Genomic DNA, 13,988 nt, shown 5'->3' with positions numbered 1-13,988 from the left:
GCTGGGCCGAGCCTCGGCCGCTCAGCGAGTTGCTGTTCGAGAATCAGTGGAGCACGCCATGAGCCTGGTGCTGAGTACCTGCGCCGGGGTCGTTCTGGATGCGATTTTGGGCGAACCCAAGGGCTGGCACCCGCTGGTGGCCTTTGGTCGTATGGCCGAGCGCATCGAGCAGCGCTTCAATCCGGCGGGTGGCGGGTGGCGCAGCCATGGCGTCAGCGCCTGGTGCCTGGCGGTGTTGCCGCTGACCCTGCTGGCCTGGCTGTTGAGTGAGATCAGCGGGCTGGGGTGGGCGGTGGAAATCATTGCCTTGTACGCCGCCCTGGGCCTGAAAAGCCTGGGCGAGCATGCCATGCCAGTGGCGCAGGCGCTGCGTCTGGGGGATTTGCGCCTGGCCCGCGAGCGGGTTGGCTATATGGTCAGCCGTAATACTGCGCAGCTGGATGCCACGGGTGTGGCCCGCGCTGGCAGCGAATCGGTGCTGGAAAACGGCAGCGACGCGGTGTTCGCCGCGCTGTTCTGGTTTGTGCTGGCTGGCGCACCGGGGGTGGTGCTGTATCGCCTGAGCAATACCCTGGACGCCATGTGGGGCTATCGCAATGAACGCTTTGAACGCTTCGGCTGGGCCGCTGCAAAGATTGACGATGCACTCAATTACCTGCCTGCACGGCTGGTCGCATTGACCTATGCGTTGCTGGGTAAAACCCTGTTGGCGTTGCGTTGTTGGCGCACCCAGGCGCCGCTGTGGGACAGTCCCAATGCTGGCCCTGTGATGGCAGCGGGTGCAGGGGCACTGGGCGTCAGCCTGGGTGGTGCGGCGGAGTACCACGGCGAGCTGCATGTGCGGCCTGATTTGGGCGACGGTCCACCGCCCCGCGCACGGGATATCGAGCGGGCAGTCAATCTGGTTTACGGCGGCGTGCTGCTGTGGCTGGCACTGCTAGTGCTATGGGGGCTTGCTTATGCTTGAACATGGTGGTCGCCTGCGCGCGGCCTCGCTGCGTTATGGCATTGCCCTGGCGGAGTGGCTGGATTTGTCCACCGGCATTGCGCCCTACGGCTGGCCCTTGCCCGCTATTCCGGCAATTGCCTGGACGCGCTTGCCCGAGCAGCAGGACGGCCTGGAAATCGCTGCGCGCGATTACTACGGCGTCGCCAACCTGCTGCCGGTGGCGGGTTCGCAAGCCGCCATTCAGGCGCTGCCGCGTCTGCTGCGACACGTCACCGTGGGCATTGTTTCACCCGCTTATGCCGAGCATGCGGCGGCCTGGCAGCGTGAAGGGCATCGTCTGCTGGAAATCAGTGAAGGCGCGATTGAGCGCGCGCTGGAGCGCATCGATGTGTTGTTGCTGGTCAATCCGAACAACCCCACCGGGCGCTGCATTGAACCTGCGCGTTTGCTGGAGTGGCATCGGCGTTTGGCCGAGCGAGGCGGCTGGCTGGTGGTGGACGAGGCCTTTATCGATTGCACGCCGGCGTTCAGCCTGGCGGCGTTCAGTGAGTTGCCCGGGCTGATCGTGCTGCGCTCGTTTGGCAAGTTTTTCGGGTTGGCGGGTATTCGCCTGGGCTTTGTCCTGGCGCCGCCGCAGCTGCTGGCGCAACTGGCCGAGTTGCTAGGGCCTTGGGCAATCAGCGGGCCGAGCCGCGTGGTGGCCACGGCGTTGTTGCAGGACATGGCCGGCCAGCAGGCGCAACGTGAGCGGTTGCTCGCCGATGCTGAACGCCTGTCGGCGCTGTTGGTTGCGCATGGGCTCAGCCCCACAGGCGGTTGCGCGCTGTTTCAGTTCTGTTGCACACCGCAGGCCGCCTTGCTGCATGAGTTTCTCGCCCTGCAAGGCATTCTTACCCGCCTGTTTGAAAAGCCGCTGAGCCTGCGTTTTGGTTTGCCACCGGATGAAACCGGCTGGCAGCGTTTGCAGCAGGCACTGGCGGTCTTCGCTGGAGAGCTGGCATGAGCACACTGATGGTGCAGGGCACCACCTCCGATGCCGGCAAGAGCACCCTGGTCACCGCGCTGTGCCGTTGGCTCAAGCGTCAGGGCGTCAGTGTGGTGCCGTTCAAACCGCAAAACATGGCGCTCAACAGCGCCGTAACCGCCGATGGCGGCGAAATCGGCCGCGCCCAGGCGGTGCAGGCGCAGGCCGCCGGGCTTGCGCCCCACACCGACATGAACCCGGTGCTGCTCAAGCCCAACAGCGACATCGGTGCGCAGGTGATCATCCACGGTCGCACCCTGAGCAGCATGGATGCCGTGGCGTATCACGATTACAAAAAGGTGGCGATGCAGGCGGTGCTGCAGTCGCATCAGCGCCTGAGTGCCGCTTACCCGGTGGTGATGGTTGAAGGGGCGGGATCGCCCGCCGAGATCAACCTGCGCGCCGGCGATATCGCCAATATGGGCTTCGCCGAAGCGGTGGATTGCCCGGTGATTCTGATTGCCGATATCGACAAGGGCGGGGTGTTTGCCCATTTGATCGGCACCCTGGCGCTGCTCTCGGAGAGCGAACAGGCGCGAGTCAAAGGCTTTGTCATCAACCGTTTTCGCGGCGACATTGCGTTGTTGCAACCGGGGCTGGACTGGCTGGAGCAGCGCACGGGCAAACCGGTATTGGGCGTATTGCCGTACCTGATGGATTTTCATCTGGAAGCCGAAGACGCCATTGACACGCGTCAGAGCGCCAAGGCCGTCGAGGTGATCAAGGTGGTGGTGCCGGTGTTGCCGCGCATCAGTAACCACACCGACTTCGACCCGCTGCGCCTGCACCCGCAGGTTGAGCTGACCTTTATTGGCCCCGGTCAGCCGATCCCTGCGGCGGATCTGATCATCTTGCCCGGCTCCAAAAGTGTGCGCAGTGATCTGGCCTTTCTGCGTGAGCAGGGCTGGTCGGCAGCCCTTAACAAACACTTGCGCTACGGCGGCAAGTTGCTGGGTATCTGCGGCGGGCTGCAGATGCTCGGCACGCAGATTGACGACCCGCATGGTCTGGAAGGCGCGGCGGGTTCCAGCCCTGGGTTGGGGTTGCTGGATTTTTGCACGGTGCTGGAGCCGCAGAAGCAATTGCGCACTGTGCGCGGCCAACTGTGCCTGGAAAATGCCCCGGTCAGCGGTTATGAAATTCATGCCGGCGTCAGCACGGGCATCGGTTTGAATGCGGCCGTGCGACTCGACGATGGCCGCGCCGATGGTGGCCTGAGCGCGGACGGTCAGGTGCTGGGCACCTATCTGCACGGCCTGTTTGAAACACCCGAGGCCTGCAGTGCCTTGCTGCGTTGGGCCGGCTTGGGTGAGGTACAGGCGGTGGATTACCACGCCCTGCGCGAGCGTGATATCGAACGCTTGGCCGATCTCGTAGAGGCGCATCTCGATACGAGTCAATTACGTACGCTCTGTAATCTGTAGCCCGTTTTATGGCCGGTGATGCGTTTGTGTGGGAGGGGCTTTAGCCGCGACGAGTCAGCCCCGCACAGTCGCGGCTAAAGCGCCTCCCACGGTCTGTGATGCTTTATTCGAACAAAGGTGAACCATGCTTGAACTGATTCTTGGCGGTGCCCGTTCCGGCAAAAGCCGACTGGCTGAGCGTCTGGCCACTGAGTCGGCGCTGGCTGTGACCTATATCGCCACCAGTCAGGCGCTGGATGGTGAGATGAGCGCGCGTATTCGTCATCATCAGGATCGGCGGCCGGCGCATTGGGGGCTGGTGGAAGAGCCGCTTGCATTGGCCCGCGTGCTGCGCGAGCAAGCCAGCGCGGATAAATGCCTGCTGGTTGATTGCCTGACCCTGTGGCTGACCAATCTATTAATGCTGGATAACCTGGCACGCCTGAGCGCCGAGCGCGATGCGTTGCTGGATTGTCTAAGCAGCTTGCCGGGGCGGATTCTGCTGGTCAGCAATGAAACCGGCTTAGGCGTGGTGCCCATGGGCGAGTTGAGCCGGCGCTTTGTCGATGAGGCCGGCTGGTTGCATCAGGCGCTGGCCGAGCGTTGTCAGCGTGTGGTGTTTTGTGTGGCGGGTTTACCCATGGTGCTTAAGGGGGATGCAGTATGAGCCTTAACTGGTGGCAGGCACCCTGTCAGCCACTCGATTATGTGGCGCGCAGCAAAGCTATCGCGCGCCAGCAACAGTTGACCAAACCTGCCGGCTCGCTGGGCCAGTTGGAGGATGTGGTCATTCAATTGGCGGCGTTGCAGGGGCGTGAGCGGCCGCGTCTTGAGCAGGTGGCCATCAGCATTTTTGCCGGCGATCACGGCATCGTCGCTGAAGGGATTTCCGCATTCCCACAAGCCGTCACCGGGCAAATGCTGCGCAATTTCGTCAACGGCGGCGCGGCTATCAGCGTGCTGGCCAAGCAGCTGAGCGCGCGCCTTGAGGTGATCGACCTCGGTACTGTCTCGCCGGCAGAGGCCTTGCCGGGCGTGATGCGGTTGCAGCTGGGCGCAGGCACGCAGAACTTTCTGCACGGCCCGGCCATGAACAATACGCAGCTTGGGCATGCCCTGCAGGCCGGGCGCAACAGCCTACAGCGCGCGCAATTGAGTGGCTGCGAGCTGTTTATCGGCGGCGAGATGGGCATTGGTAACACCACGGCGGCCACTGCGTTAGCCTGTTGGTTGCTGCAGCGTCCGGCCCGTGAACTGGTTGGTCCAGGCACAGGTTTAAATGTTCAGGGCGTGGCACGCAAAGCGGAGGTTATTGAGGCCGGTTTGGCCTTGCACCGTCCCGTGCTCGGCGAGCCGCTAGACGCTTTACGCGCAGTGGGCGGCTTTGAGATTGCGGCGTTGGTGGGCGCTTACCTGGCCTGTGCGCAGCAGGGGTGTGTGGCCTTGGTGGATGGTTTTATCTGCAGCGTGGCCGCGTTGCTGGCGGTGCGTGTTAATCCGGCGTGCCGCGAGTGGCTGCTATTTGCCCATTGTGGTGCAGAACCCGGCCATCAACACGTGCTGCAAGCCTTGCAGGCGCAGCCGTTGCTGGACTTGGGCTTGCGCCTGGGCGAGGGCAGTGGCGCAGCGCTGGCCGTGCCGCTGCTGCAGTTGGCCTGCAGCCTGCACAACGACATGGCCACCTTTGCCGAGGCCGCAGTGGCAGAGGTCTCGGCATGACGGTGTATCTGGAATTGCTGCGCCACGGGGAAACCGAATTGGGCGGCGGTCTGCGCGGCAGCCTGGATGATGCCCTGACCGACACCGGTTGGGCGCAATTGCGCGCGGCGGTGGCCGATGGCACGCGCTGGGATCGCTTGATCAGCTCGCCCTTGCAGCGCTGTGCGCGTTTTGCCGAAGAGTTGGCCGCGCAGCACGGCGTGCCACTGAGCCTGGAGCCTGATCTGCAGGAGCTGCATTTCGGCGCGTGGGAAGGCCGCAGTACCGCCGAGCTGATGCAGACCAGCGCGGCAGAACTTGGCCGTTTCTGGAGCGATCCTTATGGCTTTACCCCGCCCGAAGGCGAGACCTTGCTGGCTTTTGAGGCGCGGATACTGGGCGCCTTGCAACGTTTGCAGGCCCGGCATGCCGGCGAGCGCTTGCTGCTGGTCACCCACGGCGGGGTGATCCGCCTGCTGTTGGCGCGTGCCCGTGGCTTGCCGCGCAATGATCTGCTGCAGGTTGCTGTGGGGCATGCCGAGCGCTATCAGCTGTGTCTGGATGAACAAGGCGAGCTGTGGGAGCGCGCATGACGCCCTGGTGGATTGCCCTGCAGTTTCTTACCCGTTTACCGGTGACCCTGGCCGGCATGCCAACGCCTGAGCAAATCGGCCGCTCGCTGCTGTTCTACCCGCTGGTGGGGTTGTTGATCGGCCTGCTGCTGCTCGCTGTGCAGCACCTGCTGGGCGAGAGCACGGTGTTGCTACAGGCGGCGTTGTTGCTGACGCTGTGGGTCGGCATCAGCGGCGGCCTGCATCTGGATGGCCTGGCCGACAGTGCCGATGCCTGGGTCGGCGGCTTTGGCGATAAACAACGCACCCTGGCGATCATGAAAGACCCACGCAGCGGGCCGATCGCAGTGGTGGTGCTGGTGCTGCTGTTGCTGCTCAAGTTTGCCGCGCTGGTGGCGCTGCTGGAACATCAGTCGGCCTGGCTGCTGATACTGGTGCCCTGGTTGGCCCGTGGCTTGTTGCCCTTGTTGTTTCTTACGACACCCTATGTGCGGGCCGGCGGCTTGGGTCACGCGTTGGCCGAGCATCTGCCGCGCCGGCAACTGCCCTGGGTATTGGCCGCCAATGCGCTGGTCATGTTGCTGTTTGGCTGGCCGGCGCTGCTCGCCTTGTTGGTGGCCGGAGGCGTGTTTATCTGGCTGCGCAGCCTGATGCTCAAACGTCTGGATGGCACCACCGGTGATACCGCCGGAGCACTGCTGGAAATTGCCGAGTGCGCGGTGCTGGTGGCGTTGGCCTGCTAGCGTGTAAGGACAGCAAGACACAGCAGGGATGGACATGGGGCGTAGGTGGCTTTACTCAACGCTGGTGACGGCACTGCTTGGAATCGTGCCCTGTAGGGGGGCCATTCAGGCCGAGGAGCTGGTGTGGGGCATTGTGCCGATTCCGGGGGCCTTCAATGTGCGTGACGGTGAGGTGGTTGATGGCGTGCTGTACGAGGTCATGCAACTGCTGGCGGCCCGTCTACCCGAGTTGCAAATGCGTTATGAGGTTTTACCCATGGCCCGGGTTGAACAACGCATGAGCGAGCAGGGTGAGCTGTGCAGCAGTGGCCAGCTGCAGAGCCCTGAGCGCGATCAGTTGGGTTATTTCGTACCCTATGTGGCGAGCACACCGATCCATGTGCTGGTACGCAGGCAGACCCTGGACCAACTGCTGATCGAAGACGGTCAGGTCAGCCTCGACTGGTTGTTCGATAATCCTTACCTGCGCGGCGCTCTGGCCAAGAGTCGGGTCTATCCCGCGCCGATTCGCGAACGTCTGCTCCAGGCTCACGCCGAAGGTCGCATCCCCGAGTTGGGGGGGAGCTTGGCGGGGGAGAATCTGCTGCTGATGGTCAGCCATCACCGTCTGGATTATGTCTTCGATTACCCCGTGATCTACACCGAGGTAATGCGCCATTTCAGTCTCAGTGATGCGCTGGTCAGCGTACCGCTACGCGAGAACGCTGAACTGGTGACGGTGGGCATCTATTGCTCGCGCACACCATGGGGTGCGCGCGTGGCCGGGCGTCTCGATCAGGCGATTCGCGAGGTTTCCGCCGCACCCGCCAGCACCTTGGCGATCTACCAGCGTTGGCTGCCGCCTGAGGTGTATAGCCATTACCACGAGCAGTTGCTGGCATTCTTCGCCCAACGCGCCAGCGCTGCACCGCTGCTGTTTGATTAGCCGGCGGTTTTCAACGCCGGATTGCCCACGCAGATAGTTTTTCCAGCGACCTGCTGGTCGATGGCCGGCTTGTCGATACGCCCAACTCAGGATGCAATCTGTAGCACTGCATTGCCGAACAGCTGTAGCTGTTACCTGAGCGGGTTGCGGTATATACCTGCGCCCTATTGCTGATCTCTCGATAAGCGGGTCGCTACCCGTAAAGGACAACCTATGACTTCGCTTTGGCGCACCAGTGGCTGGATATTGCTGGGCGCATCTCTGGTGCTGGCACTGTCGCTGGGCATTCGCCATGGCTTTGGTCTGTTCCTGCCGCCGATGAGCGCCGAATTCGGCTGGGGGCGTGAGGTGTTCGCCTTCGCCATTGCCTTGCAGAATCTGATCTGGGGTCTGACCCAGCCGTTTACCGGCGCTCTGGCCGATCGCTTCGGCGCCAAGCGCACAGTGATTGTTGGCGGCATTTTGTATGCCATTGGGCTCGGCTGCATGGGCCTGGCCGACTCGCCTCTAAGCCTGTCGCTGAGCGCCGGGCTGCTGATCGGTATTGGTTTGTCCGGCACCTCGTTCTCGGTAATCCTCGGTGCCGTGGGGCGTGCGGTGCCTATGGAAAAACGCAGTATGGCCATGGGCATCGCGGCGGCAGCAGGCTCTTTCGGGCAGTTCGCCATGCTGCCAGGCACCTTGGGCTTGCTCAGTTGGCTGGGCTGGTCGGTGGCGTTGATGGCGCTGGGGTTACTGGTTGCCATGATCGTGCCTCTGGCAGCGATGCTCAAAGATACGCCGCTGCCGCTGACGGGCGTGGAACAGAGCCTTGGTGAAGCGTTGCGCGAAGCCTGCAGCCACTCAGGCTTCTGGCTGTTGGCATTGGGCTTTTTCGTTTGTGGCTTTCAGGTGGTGTTTATCGGTGTGCATTTGCCGGCCTACCTGGTTGATCAACATTTACCCGCTTTGGTGGGCACTACAGTGCTGGCACTGGTGGGGTTGTTCAACATTTTTGGCACTTACATTGCCGGGTGGCTGGGCGGGCGGATGTCCAAGCCGCGCTTGCTCAGCGCACTGTACCTGGCGCGTGCGGTGGTGATTATGGCGTTCATCCTGGCGCCGCTGTCGGTGTGGAGTGCTTATGCCTTCGGTGTGGCGATGGGGTTGCTGTGGCTGTCTACAGTGCCGTTGACCAATGGCACGGTGGCAACCCTGTTCGGCGTGCGAAACCTGTCGATGCTCGGCGGCATTGTCTTTCTATTCCATCAGTTGGGGGCATTTCTCGGCGGCTGGATGGGCGGCTATCTGTATGACCACACGGGCAGTTATGATCTGGTCTGGCAGATTGCTGTGCTGCTCAGCTTGCTGGCGGCGGCACTGAACTGGCCGGTACGCGAGCTGCCTGTGCCGCGCTTGCAACAACAGGAGGCGAGAGGATGAATGCTGAATATGGATGGAATACTGCGCTGGCCATGGGCGGCATGCTGACCTTGGGATTGGCGTGGTGGGGATGGTTGCAGGGCGGTCTGGCTTTTTTACAACTGGGGCTGGGTGTCTGCTGATCAAGGTGATCCGTTATGTGGCGTACTGTTCTGCTGATTGCTGTCATGTCGTGTGTATGGGGTGGCGTCGTTCAGGCGGTCGAATGCCCGACTCTGCTGCAGGGCGAGGTGCAGAAGCTGCGCAGTGAGGAGCGCATCAATCTGTGCACCCAGTTCGCCGGCAAGCCGCTGGTGGTGGTCAATACCGCCAGCTTCTGCGGTTTTACCCCGCAGTTCAAAGGCCTTGAAGCGCTCTACCAGCGCTACAAGGAGCAGGGCCTGCAAATCCTCGGGGTGCCTTCCGATGACTTCCGTCAGGAGGCCGATAGCAGCGAAGAAACCGCCAAGGTCTGCTATGTCAATTACGGCGTAACCTTCCCCATGAGCGAAACCCAGCAGGTTACTGGCAGCGATGCGTTGCCGCTGTTCAAGGAGCTGGCCGCGCAAAGTCAGGCGCCGCGTTGGAATTTCTCCAAATACGTGATCGACGCCCAGGGCAAGGTGATTGCCAGCTTTCCCAGCAGCACTGCCCCGGATGACCCTGCATTGCTGGCCGCCGTCGAGCAGGCTATCGCCTCGCAGCGCTGAAGCATCACCCATCTGGGCGATAGCCCAGCACCCAGTACCTCCTTAGAGTTGTGAGTACGCCGGACGCAGTTTCCCGGCGTGCCAACAAGAAAAATAAGGAGGCACCCATGCGTCGCGTTATGACTTCTGCTCTAGCTGTATGTGCCCTGGTCGGCGCGGTTGAGGCTCAGGCCAACTACACCAAGACCAAATACCCAATCGTACTGGTACACGGGGTGACCGGTTTCGACACCATCGGCGGTCTGATCAACTACTTCCACACCATCCCCTGGAACCTTGAGCGTGATGGCGCCAAGGTCTATGTCGCCAGTGTTTCGGCTCTGAATGACAGCGAGCAGCGCGGTGCCTCTCTCGCCCAGCAGATCGTGCCGTGGGCCAGTGCCAATGGCGGCAAGGTCAACCTGATCGGCCACAGTCAGGGGTCGCCAACTTCGCGCGTCGCGGCCTCGCTGCGTCCGGATCTGGTGGCCTCGGTAACCTCGGTCAACGGGGTGAACAAAGGCTCGAAAGTTGCCGATGTATTGCGCGGTGTGATCCCGCCCAACAGTGCCATTGAAGGCGGTGCCAACGGTTTGGCCAACGCACTTGGCGCGTTGATCAATCTGTTGTCGGGCAATAACAACCCGCAGAACGGCCTGGCCGCGCTGAAAACCCTGACCACGGCGGGCACCACTGCATTGAACGGTCGCCATCCGTGGGGCGTAAACAGCAGCAGCTACTGCGCCAAGTCCACCGAAGTGCACAACGTGCGCGGGCACAACATCCGTTACTTCTCCTGGACCGGCAACACCTCCTACACCAACGTCTTCGATGCGGTCGATCCGTTCCTGGCGATCACCGGACTGGCCTTTGGCAGCGAGAAAAACGATGGCCTGGTCGGTGTCTGTTCCACCTACCTGGGTCAGGTGATCGGTGATGACTACAACATGAACCACGTGGATGCGATCAACCATCTGTTCGGTGTTCGCGGCTGGACCGAGCCGGTGTCGCTGTATCGCCAGCATGCCAACCGCCTGAAAAATAAAGGCGTCTGACCGTCACCCCGGCGGGCTGCGCCATGCAGCCCGCATTCTGGAGGTCATATGGCCCTGTCGTTACGCTCAATGGTTCCTCTTCTGGTACTGGCCGGCGGCGTTGCCGGCCTTACGCTTTACTGGCAATGGCTTGCCGCCGCTGTACCCGTTGCGCCAACTGCTTCTGCTATCGTCACGGCGCCTCTTCCCGTCGTCCCCAGTCCTTTGCTGCAAACCGCCAAACCTGTCATATCAACTGCCAGAGCGCCGGCAAGCCTGCCGGGTTTGCAGGGCACCGACGTGGATGGCGAACTGAAGGCAGATAGCGCCGGCAATCTGCAGCTGAATCTGGCACTGCGCGATTATCTGGATTACTTCCTCAGCGCCGCCGATCAGGCCGGCCTGGAAACCGTGGTCGAAGTGATGTTGGCCGATGCACGTGCACGCCTGCCAGAGCCTGCCCTTGGGCAGTTTATCGGCCTGCTCGGCGACTATATGGATTACAAACGCGCCAGTCTGGCGCTGTTGCAGCAACCCTTGAGCAGTGCCCAGCAAAGCACCCCCGATGGCCAGCTGGTTGCCTTGCAGCGTGCTTTTGATCAACTGGCGCAGTTGCGTCGCGCGCATTTTTCCAGCGCCGCGACCGAGGCCCTGTTCGGCGCCGAGGAGGCTTACGGCCGTTACACACTGGACAATCTGGCGCTGATGGCCCGCGATGACCTCAGCGAGCACGGTAAGGCCCTGGCACAGGAGCGTTTGCGCGCTCAACTCCCCGAAGCCATGCGCGCCAGCGAAGAGCGCCAGGTCCACGCGCAGGCCTTGCAGGCTCAGACTGACAAGCTTTGGCAGGAAGGCGCCAGCGAAGAGCAGGTGCGCCAGCTGCTGGCCTTGACCTATGATCCGCCCACGGTCCAACGTCTGCTCAGCGAGCAGCGCAATGAGCGCGCCTGGCAACAGCGCTATGCCACCTATCAGCAGGAACTGGCCGCGTTGCAGGGCAATGGCCTCAGTGCGGCGGATCGGCAGCAGGAGCAGCAGCGTTTGCGCCAGCGTTTATTCAGCGCCGAAGATCAGCACCGGGTGGAAGCCTATGACGCCATTGCCACCAAGCTGCAGGACAATCAACCGCCCGAGTTGTAGGCCGTGAGCCTGGAACGTCAGGAAGCACTGCTATTGGCCCAGCAGCGCCGCGGCTATCGCCGGCTGCGCTTTACCGGCGTGCTGGAAGACGAATTTGTCGAACACCGGGTACAGCGTATCCGTCGTCGCCTGCTGCTGATCATCAGCACGGCGGTGATCTTTCAACTGGTCTACGCCGCCCTCGATCTGTTGTTGCTGCCCCTCAATGCCAGCCTGGCGACCCTGCCAGTGCGGCTATTGGGCATAGTCGGTGCGCTGTTGTCCTTTTTCTACTGCCGCCGGCCCCAGAGCCCGCCGCGCCGCGCACTACTGGTCTATGTGGGCGCTTACGGCCTTAACGGCGTTTGCGTTGCCGTGATTATTCACCTGTGCTGGAGCCTGGGTGTGGCCATGCCCTATGACGGGCTGTTTCTGGTGCTGCTGTTTGGTTACGTGCTGCTGGGCGTGTCGTTTCGCGCCGTCAGCCTGGCATCCTGGGGCGTGTGCGGACTGTTTCTCTGGTTGGGGCTTGTCGCCACGGGGGGCAGTGTGGCGCTGGGTTATCAGGGCCTGTTTCTGTTTTGCGCCAATCTGATTGGCAGTGTCGGCGCCTACCTGCAGGAGCACGGCCAGCGCGGCGCCTGGCTCAATCTGCGCTTGCTGGACCTGGCGCGGCAGCGCGCCGAAGCCGATGATGCGCGCAAGCTGCGCCTGCTCGCAGCCGCCAGCCATGATCTGCGCCAACCGCTCAACGCCATGGGCCTGTATGCCCAGCACTTGCTGGAGCAGAACCAGGCACCCGGCGTGCACCGCATCAGCAGCCGTCTGGCGATTGCCGTGGAGCAGCTCAGCCGGTTGTTGCAGTCGTTGTTCGATTACACCCGCCTGACCTTGCCCGGTGGGGTACAGGCCAAGCCGCAGGTATTTGCCTTGCGCCCCTTGTTGGCGCGCCTGAGCGGTGAAAGCCGCGCCGAGGCCGACGCCCAGGGTGTCGAGCTGCAGCTGCAATGCGCGGAACTCTGGGTGCGCAGTGATCCGCTGCTGCTGGAGCGCGTGCTGCGCAACCTGCTGAGCAACGCCTTGCGCCATGCCCAGGCGCGGCATGTCTGGCTGCATGCCCGTGTCGAACAAGAAGACATGGTGCAACTGGAGGTCGGAGATGATGGCCAGGGGCTGAGTGAGCAAGAGCAGAGTCAGGTCTTTGAAGAGTTCCGCCAATTGGATAACCCTGGACGCAATGCCGAGCGCGGTTTGGGGCTGGGTTTGGCCATCGTTCAGCAACTGGCGCAGTTGCTGGGGCATCCGCTGCGGCTGGATTCCAGCCCTGGCGCGGGCGCGCGTTTTATCCTGCAACTGCCGCAGGCGGAAGCAGGCGATTGGCAAGCCCCCGCAGTCGTTGCTGCAGCATTGAGCGGGCGGGTGCTATTGCTGGAGGACGATGCAGCTGGCCGGGAGGCATTGATCGGTTTATTGCAGCGTTGGGGTTGCGAGGTCTGGGCTTGCGCCGACCCAGCTGAGGCTTTGCAGTGTTTGCCCGATGCGCAGCCGCAGGTGCTGATTAGCGACTATCGCCTGGCCGCCACTGAGGACGGTTTGCGTGTTATCGAGCGCTTGCGTGAGGAGGCCGGACGCATGCTGCCGGCCTTGCTGATTACCGCCGATGTCAGCGCCGACCTGCAGGAGCGCTGCACCCGCGCCCATGTCACCTTGCTCGGCAAACCACTGTTGCCAGCCCGTTTGCGGCAGGCCTTGGCGGTGCTGTTGCCGGCAGAACTCAGATCCAGCCCCGTTGTCGCGCCGCACTGACGCAGGCCGTTCGGGTATGTACGGAAAACTCCTGAAACAGTGATTTCAGATGGGTTTTCACCGTGTCCTCGGAGACGCCCAGCTGACGGCTGATGGACTTGTTCGGCAAGCCTTCGGCCAGCAACTGGAGAATTTCCATCTGCCGGGCTGTGAGCTGCGGTTTATCGCCCGTCTGTGGCACGGGCAGGGTTTCTCCCAGCAGCACGCGGGTTACTGCCTGGCGCAGTTCAGCGCTATTGGCACTTTTCGGGATAAAGCCCAGTGCGCCGGCTGCCAGTGCGGCCTGGGCGTCCAGATTGGAGTCGCTGGCGCTAAGGATTGCCACTGGGGTCATGCGGCCTTGCTGTTGCCAGCGTTGCAGCAACTCCAGGCCTGGCATATCGGGCAGGCGCAGGTCGAGCAGAATCAGGTCGAAGGTGGCGTGTTGCAGGCAGGCTTCGGCGGCGGCCGCGGATTCGGCGGTGTGAATCTGCAGGTCGGCGCAGAGCGGGGCGAGGGCCAGGCTGAGGCCATCGAGAAAGATCCGGTGGTCATCCACCAGTAACAGGCTGAGCTGTTCGGGCAAGGCTGTGCAGAGTGCAGTCATAAGGGCTGTCTCAGGCGGCATTATTGTTTTTGTGTGCGC

16 protein-coding genes are annotated in these 13,988 nt (G+C 62.5%); 15 read left to right on the top strand and 1 reads right to left on the bottom strand.

Annotated features, from left to right (window positions below):
* From DBR00_RS21040 to DBR00_RS10490, 15 genes are all read left to right on the top strand, one after another.
* On the top strand, window positions 1-62 hold a 62-nt coding region (locus tag DBR00_RS21040; protein ID WP_256582990.1), incomplete at its 5' end, for a hypothetical protein.
* A complete protein-coding gene (gene cbiB / locus DBR00_RS10550) occupies window positions 59-967 on the top strand; it encodes an adenosylcobinamide-phosphate synthase CbiB (RefSeq protein WP_108538056.1) in 909 nt (302 codons plus the stop codon). The genes DBR00_RS21040 and cbiB, both read left to right, overlap by 4 nt.
* On the top strand, window positions 960-1,952 hold the full coding sequence (gene cobD, locus DBR00_RS10545) for a threonine-phosphate decarboxylase CobD (protein WP_108538055.1): 993 nt from the start codon (window positions 960-962) through the stop codon (window positions 1,950-1,952). The genes cbiB and cobD overlap by 8 nt, the downstream gene beginning before the upstream one ends.
* The gene (locus DBR00_RS10540; RefSeq protein WP_108486989.1) at window positions 1,949-3,397 is read left to right on the top strand and encodes a cobyric acid synthase; all 1,449 of its coding nucleotides are present in this window, start codon (window positions 1,949-1,951) and stop codon (window positions 3,395-3,397) included. The genes cobD and DBR00_RS10540 overlap by 4 nt, the downstream gene beginning before the upstream one ends.
* A 124-nt stretch (window positions 3,398-3,521) precedes the next feature.
* Entirely contained in the window at window positions 3,522-4,043 is a 522-nt protein-coding gene (gene cobU, locus DBR00_RS10535) for a bifunctional adenosylcobinamide kinase/adenosylcobinamide-phosphate guanylyltransferase (RefSeq protein WP_108486990.1), read from the top strand.
* The gene (gene cobT, locus DBR00_RS10530; RefSeq protein ID WP_108486991.1) at window positions 4,040-5,095 is read left to right on the top strand and encodes a nicotinate-nucleotide--dimethylbenzimidazole phosphoribosyltransferase; all 1,056 of its coding nucleotides are present in this window, start codon (window positions 4,040-4,042) and stop codon (window positions 5,093-5,095) included. The genes cobU and cobT overlap by 4 nt, the downstream gene beginning before the upstream one ends.
* The gene (gene cobC, locus DBR00_RS10525) at window positions 5,092-5,667 is read left to right on the top strand and encodes an alpha-ribazole phosphatase family protein (RefSeq protein ID WP_108486992.1); all 576 of its coding nucleotides are present in this window, start codon (window positions 5,092-5,094) and stop codon (window positions 5,665-5,667) included. Before cobT ends, cobC begins: the two co-directional genes overlap by 4 nt.
* Complete coding sequence (locus DBR00_RS10520; RefSeq protein ID WP_108486993.1) at window positions 5,664-6,389, top strand: adenosylcobinamide-GDP ribazoletransferase; 726 nt, start codon at window positions 5,664-5,666, stop codon at window positions 6,387-6,389. The genes cobC and DBR00_RS10520 overlap by 4 nt, the downstream gene beginning before the upstream one ends.
* 34 nt (window positions 6,390-6,423) lie before the next feature.
* Window positions 6,424-7,314 carry a hypothetical protein gene (locus tag DBR00_RS10515; protein WP_146180687.1) on the top strand — a complete coding sequence of 297 codons (891 nt, stop codon included), beginning with the start codon at window positions 6,424-6,426 and terminating at the stop codon, window positions 7,312-7,314.
* A gap of 213 nt (window positions 7,315-7,527) precedes the next feature.
* Complete coding sequence (locus DBR00_RS10510; RefSeq protein WP_108486995.1) at window positions 7,528-8,736, top strand: MFS transporter; 1,209 nt, start codon at window positions 7,528-7,530, stop codon at window positions 8,734-8,736.
* Window positions 8,733-8,858 carry a hypothetical protein gene (locus DBR00_RS21035; RefSeq protein WP_256582981.1) on the top strand — a complete coding sequence of 42 codons (126 nt, stop codon included), beginning with the start codon at window positions 8,733-8,735 and terminating at the stop codon, window positions 8,856-8,858. The genes DBR00_RS10510 and DBR00_RS21035 overlap by 4 nt, the downstream gene beginning before the upstream one ends.
* A gap of 15 nt (window positions 8,859-8,873) precedes the next feature.
* Entirely contained in the window at window positions 8,874-9,425 is a 552-nt protein-coding gene (locus tag DBR00_RS10505; RefSeq protein WP_108538054.1) for a glutathione peroxidase, read from the top strand.
* Between the two features lie 107 nt (window positions 9,426-9,532).
* Window positions 9,533-10,459: a triacylglycerol lipase gene (locus tag DBR00_RS10500; RefSeq protein WP_108489999.1), complete on the top strand. Its 927-nt coding sequence runs from the start codon at window positions 9,533-9,535 to the stop codon at window positions 10,457-10,459.
* 48 nt (window positions 10,460-10,507) lie between these two features.
* Complete coding sequence (locus DBR00_RS10495; protein ID WP_108489998.1) at window positions 10,508-11,578, top strand: lipase secretion chaperone; 1,071 nt, start codon at window positions 10,508-10,510, stop codon at window positions 11,576-11,578.
* A 3-nt stretch (window positions 11,579-11,581) separates the two neighbouring features.
* On the top strand, window positions 11,582-13,363 hold the full coding sequence (locus DBR00_RS10490; RefSeq protein ID WP_256582980.1) for a hybrid sensor histidine kinase/response regulator: 1,782 nt from the start codon (window positions 11,582-11,584) through the stop codon (window positions 13,361-13,363).
* On the opposite strand, the gene DBR00_RS10485 is transcribed toward DBR00_RS10490, so the two are convergent.
* Entirely contained in the window at window positions 13,332-13,949 is a 618-nt protein-coding gene (locus tag DBR00_RS10485; RefSeq protein WP_108489997.1) for a response regulator transcription factor, read from the bottom strand. The two genes, DBR00_RS10490 and DBR00_RS10485, sit on opposite strands and share 32 nt — an antisense overlap.
* Window positions 13,950-13,988: the final 39 nt, after the last annotated feature.

It is taken from the genome of Pseudomonas sp. HMWF032 (genome assembly GCF_003060885.1).
Classification (GTDB): Bacteria; Pseudomonadota; Gammaproteobacteria; order Pseudomonadales; family Pseudomonadaceae; genus Aquipseudomonas.
The sequence above is the reverse complement of the archived record's forward strand: the minus strand, read 5'-3'. Positions and strand labels throughout refer to the sequence as shown.